The 12,379-nt window shown below is 65.4% G+C and carries 12 protein-coding genes; all 12 read left to right on the top strand.

Going from position 1 to position 12,379, the window contains the following annotated elements; all coding sequences use genetic code 11:
• Window positions 1-24 precede the first annotated feature (24 nt).
• The 12 genes from pxpB to AC1ROT_RS06705 all read left to right on the top strand — a co-directional run bounded on the left by pxpB (window position 25) and on the right by AC1ROT_RS06705 (window position 12,243).
• Window positions 25-753 (top strand): 5-oxoprolinase subunit PxpB, encoded by a 729-nt coding sequence (pxpB, locus tag AC1ROT_RS06760; protein WP_492997939.1) that lies wholly within the window; start codon window positions 25-27, stop codon window positions 751-753.
• Window positions 750-1,799, top strand: coding sequence for a 5-oxoprolinase subunit C family protein (locus AC1ROT_RS06755; RefSeq protein WP_492997938.1), 1,050 nt, complete (start codon window positions 750-752; stop codon window positions 1,797-1,799). The genes pxpB and AC1ROT_RS06755 overlap by 4 nt, the downstream gene beginning before the upstream one ends.
• Before the next feature lie 16 nt (window positions 1,800-1,815).
• The gene (locus AC1ROT_RS06750) at window positions 1,816-2,589 is read left to right on the top strand and encodes a LamB/YcsF family protein (protein WP_492997934.1); all 774 of its coding nucleotides are present in this window, start codon (window positions 1,816-1,818) and stop codon (window positions 2,587-2,589) included.
• A gap of 160 nt (window positions 2,590-2,749) precedes the next feature.
• The gene (locus AC1ROT_RS06745; protein WP_492969431.1) at window positions 2,750-3,400 is read left to right on the top strand and encodes a TetR/AcrR family transcriptional regulator; all 651 of its coding nucleotides are present in this window, start codon (window positions 2,750-2,752) and stop codon (window positions 3,398-3,400) included.
• Between the two features lie 139 nt (window positions 3,401-3,539).
• The gene (locus tag AC1ROT_RS06740; RefSeq protein WP_492969432.1) at window positions 3,540-4,562 is read left to right on the top strand and encodes a Bug family tripartite tricarboxylate transporter substrate binding protein; all 1,023 of its coding nucleotides are present in this window, start codon (window positions 3,540-3,542) and stop codon (window positions 4,560-4,562) included.
• Window positions 4,563-4,635: 73 nt separating this feature from the next.
• A complete protein-coding gene (locus tag AC1ROT_RS06735; protein ID WP_492997930.1) occupies window positions 4,636-5,172 on the top strand; it encodes a tripartite tricarboxylate transporter TctB family protein in 537 nt (178 codons plus the stop codon).
• Window positions 5,173-5,185: 13 nt separating this feature from the next.
• A complete protein-coding gene (locus AC1ROT_RS06730) occupies window positions 5,186-6,712 on the top strand; it encodes a tripartite tricarboxylate transporter permease (RefSeq protein WP_492969434.1) in 1,527 nt (508 codons plus the stop codon).
• 75 nt (window positions 6,713-6,787) lie between these two features.
• Complete coding sequence (locus tag AC1ROT_RS06725) at window positions 6,788-7,612, top strand: sugar phosphate isomerase/epimerase family protein (RefSeq protein ID WP_492997927.1); 825 nt, start codon at window positions 6,788-6,790, stop codon at window positions 7,610-7,612.
• Window positions 7,612-9,048, top strand: a complete 1,437-nt coding sequence (locus AC1ROT_RS06720; RefSeq protein ID WP_492997925.1) for an enolase C-terminal domain-like protein — start codon at window positions 7,612-7,614, stop codon at window positions 9,046-9,048. The genes AC1ROT_RS06725 and AC1ROT_RS06720 overlap by 1 nt, the downstream gene beginning before the upstream one ends.
• A 17-nt stretch (window positions 9,049-9,065) precedes the next feature.
• Entirely contained in the window at window positions 9,066-10,220 is a 1,155-nt protein-coding gene (locus AC1ROT_RS06715) for a Gfo/Idh/MocA family protein (protein ID WP_492969437.1), read from the top strand.
• A 23-nt stretch (window positions 10,221-10,243) separates the two neighbouring features.
• A complete protein-coding gene (locus AC1ROT_RS06710; RefSeq protein ID WP_492997923.1) occupies window positions 10,244-11,410 on the top strand; it encodes a dihydrodipicolinate synthase family protein in 1,167 nt (388 codons plus the stop codon).
• On the top strand, window positions 11,407-12,243 hold the full coding sequence (locus AC1ROT_RS06705; RefSeq protein ID WP_492997921.1) for a sugar phosphate isomerase/epimerase family protein: 837 nt from the start codon (window positions 11,407-11,409) through the stop codon (window positions 12,241-12,243). The genes AC1ROT_RS06710 and AC1ROT_RS06705 overlap by 4 nt, the downstream gene beginning before the upstream one ends.
• Window positions 12,244-12,379: the final 136 nt, after the last annotated feature.

Below are 12,379 nucleotides of genomic sequence, written 5' to 3'. Positions count from 1 at the left end.
GCTGACGCCGTTAGACTTGAGGTCATGAGCGCCTATCCCCAGATCCGGTCCTTCGGCGACACGGCCTTCAGCGTCGAGTTCGGCGAGGGGATCGATCGCGCCGTCAATGCCATGGTGATGGCGCTGCATGCGGCGCTGATGGATGCAAAGCCCGCCGGCCTGATCGAGACCATCCCGTCCTTCCGCGCCCTGCTGGTGCAATACGATCCGCTGGTCACGGCCCGCGCCGATCTGGAAACCCAGGTGCGCGGGCTGTTTGCCGGGCTGAAACCCGCGCAGCGCGCCGGCCGGCTCTGGCGCCTGCCGGTCTGCTACGCGCCCGAATTCGGCCCTGACCTGGCCGAGGTGGCCGAGCGCTGCAAGGTGACGCCCGAGCAGGTGATCGCCACCCATACCGGCGGCCGGTATTTCGTCTACATGCTCGGTTTCATGCCGGGCCTTGCCTATATGGGCGGGCTCGATGCGTCGCTGCATCTGCCGCGCCGGTCCTCGCCGCGCACGAAAGTGCCGCAGAGCTCGGTCGCCATCGCCGAGTCCATGACCACGATCTACCCTTGGGAAAGTCCGGGCGGCTGGCATCTGCTCGGCCGTACGCCGCTGCGGCTGTTCGATGCCGCGCGCGCCGAACCGATCCTGTTCGCCGCCGGCGACGAGGTGACCTATGTCGCCGTCTCGACCGGTGACTATGCCGCCATGGCGCGGCAGGTGGAGCAGGGCGCGTTCGACTATGCGGGCCTGCAGGTGAAGCCATGAGTGCCGGTTTCCTCGATATCATCGCGCCCGGCCTGATGACTTCGGTGCAGGATCTCGGCCGCCGCGGCCATCAGGCGCTCGGCATGCCGGTGGCCGGCGCCACCGATCCGCTGGCGCTGCGGCTGGTCAACAAGCTTGTCGGCAACGACGAAAACACCGGTGCGCTGGAGATCGGTTTCCTCGGGCCAACCTTCACCGTGAATGCCGAAGCCGTGCGCGTTGTCTTCGGCGGCGCGGCGAAACTCACCCTGCAGCCGGCCGGCAATGGCGAGGCGCGCGCCCTCAAGCCCTGGCGTTCGGCTTTGCTGAAGCGCGGCGACAAACTCGCGATTGGCGCAGTGGAAGCGGGCAGTGTGGCCTATCTCGCTGTCGAAGGCGGTTTCGCGATTGCGCCCTTCATGGGCAGCCAGGCGACCTACATGCGCTCCGGCCTGGGCGGCTTCGAGGGTCGCGCGCTCAAAGCCGGCGATCAGCTTCCTCTCAATCGCGTTGCACAGGAAGGCGACGAGCGCGAAGCCTCTGATGCCATCGACTACGGCAGCGGCTCCATCCGCGTCGTGCTCGGCCCGCAGGAGGACCGCTTCACGCCCAAGGGCATCGAGACCTTTTTGTCTGCGACCTACACCCTGACCAAGGAAGCCGACCGCATGGGCATCCGGCTGGAGGGCGAGAGCGTCGAACACACCCGCGGCGCCGATATTGCCTCCGAAGGCGTGGTCAGCGGCTCGATCCAGGTGCCAGGCAACGGCAAGCCGATCATCCTGATGGCCGACCGCCAGACCACCGGCGGCTATACCAAGATCGCCACCGTGATCTCGGCTGACTTACCCCGCGTCGGTCGCATGAAGCCCGGCGACACGCTCACCTTCACAGCCATTGGCGTGGCCGAAGCCGAGGCGATCCGCCGCACCCAGGAACAGATGCTGAAGCGCCTGATCGACGGCATCCGCACGGCTTTGCCCGATGTCACTCTCGACCTGGATGCGCTATATACGCAGAACCTGATCAGCGGCGCCGTCGATGCTCCCAGCGGGCACTGGCGCTAAGGCAAGCGAGGCCTCCATGACCGTGAAAACCAACCTGAACAGCGATCTCGGCGAGAGCTATGGCGCCTGGACCATGGGCGACGACGCGGCGATGCTGGCCGTGGTCGGCACCGCCAATGTCGCCTGCGGCTTCCATGCCGGCGACTGGAGCGTGATGCAGGCTACCGTGGCCGAGGCCGTGAAGAACGGCGTCTCCATCGGCGCGCATCCCTCCTACCCGGACCTGCAGGGCTTCGGCCGCCGGCCGATGACCATGAGCAACAAGGAAGTCGAGGCGCTGATGGCCTATCAGATCGGCGCGCTGATGGGCGTCGCGGCCACCAAGGGGGCCAAGGTCACCCATGTGAAGCCGCATGGCGCCATCAACAACAAGGCCGCTGTCGACATGGACCTCGCCATGGCATTGGCGCGCGGCATCGCCGGTGTCTCGAAAGACCTGATCTTCCTCGCCCCGGCCGGCTCGGCCATGGTTGCGGCGGCCGCGAAAGCCAACCTGCCGGTGGCGCAGGAAGTCTTCGCCGATCGCAATTACGACGACGAGGGCAACCTGGTGCCGCGCGGCCAGCCGCATGCCATGGTGCATGACAATGACGAGGCGCTGCGCAATGTGCTGCGCATGGTGCAGGAACGCGCCATCGTCTCGGTCAGCGGCAAGCGCATCCCCTGCAATGTCGATTCCATCTGCGTCCATGGCGACAGCGCCGGCGCCGTCTCGATGGCCCGGCATATCCGCGCAGGACTCGAACAGGCCGGCGTCAGGCTGGTGACCCTGCCGGAGATGATCGGGTAAGGCCTCCAGTCTTTCCATCGTCATTCCCGCGCAAGCGGGAATCCAGAGTCTGGAGCTCAGGCCTTTCCCCTGGGTCCCCGCTTTCGCGGGGACGACGGCGCAGAGCTATACCTTGACGTCGCCCCCCGTCGCCCGGCAAGACTGGGTGAGGGGAGACCGCATGCCGAAGTCGAAAGCCGCAAAACCAACCGCCACGAAGCCACGCCAGCCGGACGTGACGCGGCGCAACATCCTGGATGCGGCGCTGGTGGAATTCGCCGCCCATGGCCTGGCCGGCGCCCGGGTGGACGAGATCGCGGCGCGCTCCGGCTCCAACAAACGCATGATCTACGAGTATTTCGGCAACAAGGATGGCCTGTGGCTGACCGTGTTGGAACGCGCCTATGAACGCATGCGCGAGGAAGAACACGCCATCGACGTTGCCCGCATGTCGCCGGTCGAGGGCATGCGCTACCTGATGGAATTCAATTTCAAATTCTGCTCGCGCAACCCCGAATTCATCGCGCTGCTGAATGCGGAAAACCTGCACAAGGCCAGCTTCCTCAAGGATTCCAAGAAAATCCGCGAGCTGTATACGCCGCTGCTGGTGGTGATCACCGATTTGCTGCAGCGCGGCCAGCGCGACGGGGTGTTTCGCAAGAATGTCGATCCCGTCGAGCTTTACACCACGATTGCGGCGCTCGGGTTCTTCTATTTTTCCAATATCCATACCCTGTCGACCATTTTCGGCCGCAACCTCCTGTCGCCGAAGCAGCAGAAAATCCGCATGGAACACTCCATCGAGGTTGTGCTCGGCTATCTGCGGCCCTGATGCAGCGCAGCAGGCCGGTCTTCGCCCAAGGTCGAATTTCGTAACTGACCGGTTACTTCCCCGTTGACAAGTTTGCCCGGCGACGGAATGCTGGGGCCAACAACAAAGGACCATCGGTCCATAAACGGAGGAAACCACCATGCAAGGCAGTCTTGCCATTCGTATTGCTGTCGCCGCATTTGCGGTCGGCACCCTGGGTCTCGTCGCCCAGCCGGCCGCCGCGCAGGCGACCTGGAAGCCGACCCGCCCGATCACCGTGATCGTGCCCTGGGCCGCCGGCGGCTCCACCGACCAGGTCATCCGCATCACGGCGGCCGAGCTGGAAAAGGAACTCGGCCAGAAGATCGTCGTGGTGAACCAGCCCGGCGCGTCGGGTTCGATCGGCACCAAGAGCGTGCTGGAAGGCCCGAAGGACGGCTACACCTGGGCCTCCGGCGCCGCCAAGGATATCGGCTCCTATGCCGTGTCCGGCCTGCTCGACACCACCGCCAAGGACTGGGATTTCTATCTCACCGTGGCGAACCAGTCGGTGATCAGCGTCAATCCGAACACCCCCTACAAGTCCGTCGCCGAGCTGCTGGCCGCCATGAAGGCCAAACCGGGCCAGGTGTCGTTCTCCACCGCCGGCGTGAATTCCTCGGGCCATTACGGCTCGGAAGCGCTGTCGCGTGCGGCCGGCGCCACCTACAAGCATGTCTCCTATGACGGCGGCAACCCGGCGGTGATCTCCACCGTCGCCGGCGAAACCGAAGTGACCAGCCAGCTCGGCGTCGAGCAGATCGAAATGATCCGCGGCAAGCGCCTGCGCGCGCTGGCCGTGCTGGCCGACAAGCCGCTGGTCGTCGACGGCGTGCCGCCGATCGAGCCGATCACCAAGACCCTGCCGAACTTCCGCACCGAGACCAACTACTTCGGCATCTTCCTGCCCAAGGGCGTGCCGGCGGAAGTCACCGCCACGCTGAACAAGATCTGGGACGAGAAGATCAAGACCTCGGAAGCGCTGAAGAAGTATTCGGCCGACAAGGGCGCGATCTTCGACCCGCGGTCCGGCGAAGATGCCAAGAAGGCGTCCTTCCCGGCGATCCAGGGCGCTGCCTGGATCCTGCAGGAAGGCGGCAAGGCCAAGATCAACCCGGAAACCATCGGCATCCCGAAGCCGTAATCCGGTGTGAACACCACGGCCGCCTGGCTTGATCCGAGCCGGGCGGCCGATTGTTTTTAACGGGAGTGCGATCATGAGTGCAGGCGAAGACGAGGCGAAGGTCGTTCCCGCGCGGTCCGATGTCTGGTGGGGGATCGGCTGGGTGGTGCTCGGCCTCGCCATCACCTGGGGCGCGGTGAAGATGGACCGCCTCGAGAACCTGCATATCAATCCCTACACGATCCCGGGCCTGCTGCCCGGCATCCTCGGCATTTTCATCGCCTTCTTCGGCGTGATCCTCGCCATCCGCACGATCCGTGCCGGCGCCTTCGCCGCGCCGCAGGAGCAGTCTGCGGACGAGCGCGCGGAATCGCGGGTTGCCTGGCAGCGCGTCGTTCTCACCGCAGCGATCTGCGTGACCTTTGCGCTCGGCCTGATCGGACGCGGGCTGCCCTTCTGGGCCACCTCTGCGGCCTTCATCTTTTCCTTCGTGACGATTTTCCAGTGGAAGGAACGCGGCGCGGCGAACCAGCGCCTGCGCGGCCTGCTGGCGGCTGCCGGCGTCGCCATCGGTGGCGCTGCCGTCATCACCTTCATCTTCCAGGAACTCTTCCTGGTGCGGTTGCCGTAAGCGGGGATTCAGTATGTTTGAAGGTCTTGTCCTCCTCGGCTCCTCGCTGGCCAGCTTCCTCGGTCCCTGGCAGCTGTTCTATGCCTTCGGCGCCACGCTGGCCGGCATCATCATCGGCTGCATGCCGGGCCTCAGCGCCACGCTCGGCATTGCCTTGTTCACCACGCTCACCATCCGGATGCCGCCCAACGACGCCATCCTGATCCTGATCTGCGCCTATTCGGGTGCGATCTACGGCGGCAGCCGCACGGCCATCCTGCTCAACATCCCGGGCACGGCGGCCAATGCCGCCGCCTGCCTCGACGGCTACCAGCTCGCCCGCCAGGGCCAGGCCGGCCGCGCCATGGGCATCGCCACCACCGGCTCGGTGGTCGGCTCGATCTTCGGTATCATCTGCCTGGCGCTGTTCACGCCGCTGCTGGGCGAAGTCGCGCTCACCTTCGGCGCCTTCGAATTCTTCTGGCTCACCATGTTCGGCGTCATGATGTCGGGCAGCATCACCGGCGAGGATGCCCTGAAGGGCTGGATCATGGGCTTCCTTGGCCTGTTCATCGCCCTGATCGGCCAGGACGGCATCCATGCCTATGATCGCTACAGCTTCGGCATCAGCGATCTCACCGGCGGCTTCTCGCTGATTCCCTCGCTGGTCGGCGCCTTCGGTTTTGCCGAAGTGCTGACCGTGATGAAGGAGCGGCAGGCGCGGCCGGCGATCCACACGGTCGACTCCGTCTTCCCGCGCTTCGGCGACGTGATCAAATACTGGCGCACCGTGCTGCGCTCCGGCGTGATCGGCGTCTATGTCGGCATCCTGCCCGGCGTGGGCGAGGACATGGCGGCCTGGAGTTCCTATGCCGCCGCGCGCCGCGCCAGCAAGGAAAAGGAAAAATTCGGCAAGGGCTCGATCGAAGGTCTGATCGCCGCCGAGACCGGCGACAACGCCTCGATCCCCGGCGCCATCATTCCCTCGCTGGCGCTCGCCATCCCCGGTTCGGCCCCGGCCGCCGTGCTGCTCGCCGCCATGATGATCCATGGCGTGCGCCCGGGTCCGATGCTGATGATCGAAAGCCCGCAATTCGTCTATGACGTGGTGGCGATGAACCTGATGGCCACCGTGGCCATGCTGTTCTTCGGCCTGTTCCTGGTGCGGCCGCTGCTGATGGTGCTGCAGATTCCGCGCACCTACATCATGGCGATCATCTTCGTGCTCTGCACCGTCGGTTCCTACTCGCTGGCCGGCCGCCTGTTCGACGTCTGGACCATGATCGGCTTCGGCATCGGCGGCTATATCCTGCGGCAGAACGGCTATTCCATGGCCCCGCTGGTGCTGGGTCTGGTGCTGGGCGATCTGATGGACAAGAGCCTGCGCCGCGGCCTGGTGCTGTCGGATGGCGACCTGACGCCGTTCTTCACCCGGCCGATCTGCGTGGCGCTCTGGGTGGTCGTCGTCATCATGCTGCTGATGAGCATTCCCGCCACGGCCAAGATCATCCGTGGCCAGATTCAGGCGGCGAAGACCCGTCTCGGTTTCGGCGGCGCCTGAGTTATGGGCGCATTGACGATCCGGCTCCCGTCCCGTTATAAGTAACTGAATGGTTACTTCAGGAAGATACCTGAAATGCGCGTCTCGCTCTGTAACGAAGTCCTCAGTCCCATGCCCTTCGCCCAGCAATGCACGCTGGCGGCGGAGCTGGGCTATGACGGGCTGGAAATCGCGCCCTTCACGCTGAGCGACGATCCGCTCTCCTTGAGCGCCGCCGAGCGCCGGGTACTGCGCCGCACCGTGGAAGAGGCGGGGCTGGCGGTCACCGGCCTGCACTGGCTGCTGGTGACGCCGAAAGGCCTGTCGATCACCGATACCGACCCGGCGGTGCGCCGCCGCACCCGCGAGATGATGCAGGGCCTGTGCGATCTCTGCGCCGATCTCGGCGGCCGCTACCTGGTGCATGGCTCGCCGGCGCAGCGCCAGCTGCCCGACCGCGACATCCATGCCGCCAAGGGCTATGCGCTGGAAGCCTTCCGCTATGCCGCCCGCGCCGCCGAGAAGGCCGGCGTGATCTACTGCCTGGAGCCGCTGTCGCGGCGCGAGACCAATTTCGTCAACACGGTGGGCGAGGCCATCGGCGTGGTCGAGGGCATCGCCAGCGATGCCTTCCGCACCATGATCGACTGCAGCGCCGCCGGCCTGGCCGAAGACGAGAGCGTACCCGCGCTGATCGACCGCTGGATGCCCAGCGGTCTGATCTCGCATGTGCAGGTGAATGATCCCAATCGAAAAGGCCCCGGCCAGGGCGATATGGATTTCGTGCCGATCCTCGCGGCGCTGAAGCGTCACGGCTATGCCGGCGATATCGGCGTCGAGCCCTTCGTCTACGAGCCCGATGGTCCCGGCGTTGCCGCCCATGCCATCCGCTATCTGCGCGACCTGATGGAGGCGGCGTAATGGCTGCCGCACCCGCCTTCACCATTGGCGATATCCAGCTTTTCGAGCGGCCCGTCACCCTGCGCCTGCCCTTCCGTTTCGGCGTGGTGACGCTGACCGCCGCGCCGCAGGCCTATGCACGGCTGCGCATCACGCTGGCCGATGGTCGCAGCGGCTGGGGTGCGGCGGCCGAGCTGATGGCGCCGAAATGGTTCGACAAGAACCCGGACCTGAGCAACGAGCAGAATTTCGACCAGCTCCGCCTCAGCCTGCTTCATGCCGTGAATGCCTATGCGGCCGATCCGACGCCGCGCACCGCGTTTGGCCATTCCGCCGCCCATCATGCCGCCCTGGTGGCGCAGGGTGCGAAGACCGGCCTGAATGCGCTGGTGGCGTCTTATGGCCCGGCGCTGCTCGACCGCGCGGTGATGGATGCGCTCTGCCGCCTACGTGGCGTGCCGTTCGTGGCGCTGTTGGGCAAGAACCAGTTCGGCATCGAGGCGACGGCACTGACGCCGGACCTCGCCGGTTTCGACCTCGACGGCTGGCTGGGCTCGCTCAAGGCCGTGCGCACTATCGCCGCCCGCCACACGGTCGGCCTGGTCGATCCGCTGCGCGAGGGCGATGTGGCCGCGCCGCGGCTGGATGACGGCCTGCCCGAAAGCCTGGAAGGCGCCGTGCAGCAGTATGGTCATCGCTGGTTCAAGCTGAAGGTCGGCGGCAATGTCGCCTCCGACCTCGCACGCCTGCAGGGTATCGCCGCCGTCCTCGACCAGTCGAACGAACCCTATCGCGCCAGCCTGGACGGCAACGAACAGTATGACGACGTGAACGGCATTGCCGCGTTATGGGCGGCGATGAAGGATGACCGCCTGTTGCGCCGGCTCTGCTCCTCGATCCTCTATGTCGAGCAGCCGATCAGGCGGGCATCGGCGCTGGCCCGGCCGGTGACCACACTGGCCGCCGAGATTCCGCTGATCGTCGATGAATCCGATGCCGATTATGATGTCTTCCCCAGGGCGCGCGAACTCGGTTATCGCGGCATTTCGTCCAAGACCTGCAAGGGCATCTATCGCGCCATCCTCAATGCGGCGCGCTGTGCACACTGGAACGGGCAGGCGGGCGGCGGCTATTTCATCACCGGCGAAGACCTGACCTGCCAGGCCGGCCTGGCCCTGCAGCAGGATCTGGCGCTGGTGGCGGCGCTGGGCCTCACGGATGTCGAGCGCAACGGCCATCACTATGTCGACGGCTTCGGCACCGCCTCGCAGGCCGAGCAGGATGCCTTCCTCGCCGCCCATCCCGATCTCTATCACCGCGACACGCGCAGCGGCCGTGTGCGGCTGACCATCCGCAGCGGCAATCTCGACCTGCGCAGCACCATGGACGCCGCCGGCCTTGGCGCGGCGGCTGAACCCGACTGGGGCGATCTCGCCCCCATGACACTCGAATCGTGAAAGAAGGACTGAAGACCATGAGCAAGGATATCCGTCTCGGCATCATCATGAACGGCGTCACCGGACGCATGGGCATGAACCAGCATCTGATCCGTTCGATCTGCGCGATCCGCAAGGATGGCGGCGTGGTGCTGAAGAACGGCCGTCGCGTGATGCCCGATCCGATCCTGGTCGGCCGCAACCTCGACAAGGTGGCGCGTCTGGCCAAGCAGCATGGCATCGAACGCTATACCGACGATCTGGACGCGGCGCTCAAGAACAAGGACGACACGCTGTTCTTCGATGCCGCCACCACCCAGGCCCGCGCCGGCCTGCTGAAAAAGGCGATGGCTGCCGGCAAGGATGTCTATTGCGAGAAGCCGACGGCGGAGAAGCTCAGCGTCGCGCTCGACCTGGTGAAGGCGGCGAAGAAATACAAGATCAAGCATGGCGTGGTGCAGGACAAGCTGTTCCTGCCCGGCCTGCAGAAGATCAAGATGCTGATCGACAGTGGCTTCTTCGGCGAGATCCTCTCGGTGCGCGGCGAATTCGGCTACTGGGTCTTCGAGGGCGACTGGCAGACGGCGCAGCGCCCCAGCTGGAACTACCGCTACAAGGATGGCGGCGGCATCATCCTCGACATGCTCTGCCATTGGCGCTACGTGCTCGACAACCTGTTCGGCGAAGTGGAAAGCGTCTCCTGCCTGGGTGCCACCCATATCAAGAAACGCTGGGACGAGAACGGCAAGCCCTACAAGGCCGATGCCGACGACGCCGCCTATGCCACTTTCCAGCTCAAGGGCGGCGTGATCGCCCAGATCAATTCCTCCTGGACCACCCGCGTGCGCCGCGACGATCTGGTCACCTTCCATGTCGATGGCACGCTGGGTTCGGCGGTGGCCGGCCTCACCAGCTGCCGCACGCAGTCCCGTGTGAACACGCCGAAGCCGGTGTGGAACCCCGATGTGCCGCAGACCATCGACTTCTTCGACACCTGGCAGGACGTGCCGGACAACCAGGTCTACACCAACGGCTTCCGCGCCCAGTGGGAGATGTTCATCCGCCATCTGGTCGACAACGAGCCGTTCAAGTGGACCCTGCTCGAAGGCGCCAAGGGCGTGCAGCTCGCCGAAGCCGGCCTGAAGAGCTGGAAGGAACGCCGCTGGATCGACCTGCCCGAGTTGAAGGTCTGATCCGAGTCTGAAGGAGTTTCGCCATGGCGATCATGCTCAACCTGCCGGATGCTCCCGGCCATATCAGCCCCTACCGGCTGAAGACGCCGAAGGCCTTCCCGGTTTCGAAGCCGCCATTCAGCCGCATTGCTTTTGCTGCGGCCCATGTGGTGGCCGATCCGCTGGCCGAGCATGATCCCTGGCTGACCCCGGCCATCGACTGGGAGCGCACCATCGCCTTCCGCCGGCATCTCTGGTCGCTCGGCTTCGGTGTGGCCGAGGCCATGGACACCGCCCAGCGCGGCATGGGTCTGGACTGGAACGATGCGCAGGAATTGATCCGCCGCTCGCTCGATGCGGCAAAAGACGTGCCCGGGGCTGTCGTCGCATCCGGTGCCGGCACCGATCACCTGGCGCCGGGGCCCGATGTCACCATCGATACGGTGATCCGCGCCTATGAGGAACAGTGCGCCGCTATCGAGAAGCTCGGCGGCCGCATCATCCTGATGGCCAGCCGCGCGCTGACGGCCGCGGCCAAATCGCCCGACGACTACATCAAGGTCTATGGCCGGATCCTGTCCCAGGTGAAGCAGCCGGTGGTGATGCACTGGCTGGGCGAGATGTTCGATCCCGCACTCGCCGGTTACTGGGGCAATGCCGACCATATGACGGCGATGGACACCTGCCTGGACGTCATCGCCGCCAATGCCGCGAAGGTCGACGGCATCAAGATTTCGCTGCTCGACAAGGACAAGGAAATCGTCATGCGCCGGCGCCTGCCGAAAGGCGTGCGTATGTATACCGGCGACGACTTCAACTATGCCGAACTGATCGCCGGCGACGCGCAGGGCCATTCCGATGCGCTGCTGGGGATTTTCGACGCCATCGCGCCGGCGGCGTCTGCGGCGCTGGGCGCGCTGACCCGCGGCGACGAGAAGACCTTCCACGAGATTCTCACCCCCACGGTGCCGCTGTCGCGCCATATCTTCAGGGCGCCGACGCGCTTCTACAAGACCGGCGTGGTCTTCATGGCCTATCTGAACGGTCATCAGGATCACTTCCTGATGGTCGGCGGCCAGCAGAGCACGCGCTCGGCCCTGCATCTGGCCGAGCTGTTCCGCCTCGCCGACGCGGCCGGGCTGCTGACCCATCCGGAGCAGGCAGCGCAGCGCATGAAGGCCGTCATGGCCGTGCACGGGATCGACGCATGAAAAAGCCCGGTCCTCTGTCGCTCAACACCGCCACCGTGAAGAAACAGTGGTCGCTGCAGCAATGCATCGAGGGCTGCGCCCGCCATGGCATCACCGGCATCTCGCCCTGGCGCGACAAGCTGGCGGAATACACCACCGCGAAAGCCGCGAAGCATATCCGCGATGTCGGGCTTACCGTCACCGGCCTGTGCCGCGGCGGCATGTTCCCCGCGGCGGATGCCGCCGGCCGCCAGGCGGCGATCGAGGACAACAAACGTGCCATCGATGATGCGGCGGCGCTGAATGCGCAATGCCTGGTGCTGGTGGTGGGCGGCATGCCCGCCGGATCGAAGGATATCGCCGGGGCGCGCAGCCAGGTGCAGGACGGCATCGCCGCCGTGCTGGAGCATGCCCGGGCCGCGAACGTCCCGCTGGCGATCGAGCCGCTGCATCCCATGTATGCCGCCGACCGCGCCTGCGTGAACACGCTGGGCCAGGCGCTGGATCTCTGCGATGCGCTGGGGTCCGGTGCGAACGACACCCATCTGGGCGTTGCCGTCGACGTCTATCACGTCTGGTGGGATCCGCAGTTATCCGCGCAGATCAAACGGGCGAACAAGCGCGTGCTGGCCTTCCATGTCTGCGACTGGCTGGTGCCGACCACCGACCTGCTGCTGGACCGCGGCATGATGGGCGATGGCGTGATCGATATTCCCGCGATCCGCACCATGGTTGAAGGCGTCGGCTACACCGGCTTCTGCGAGGTCGAGATCATGTCCACCAACAACTGGTGGAAAAAGGATGCCGACACCGTGCTGAAGACCTGCGTCGAGCGCCACGCGACGGTGGTCTAACCTCGTCGAGGTCTGGGCGCCCGCTTTCGCGGGTGCGACAAAAATATTTTCGTCATGCCCGCGAAAGCGGGCATCCAGACGGATCAGTCGGGATCTCGCCCTTGATTCGACGGCGATGCACCCGCCATGATGGGGC

The sequence above is a fragment of the Ferrovibrio sp. GW821-FHT12E11 genome (genome assembly GCF_058806975.1).
This window is presented reverse-complemented; position numbering and strand designations above follow the sequence as displayed.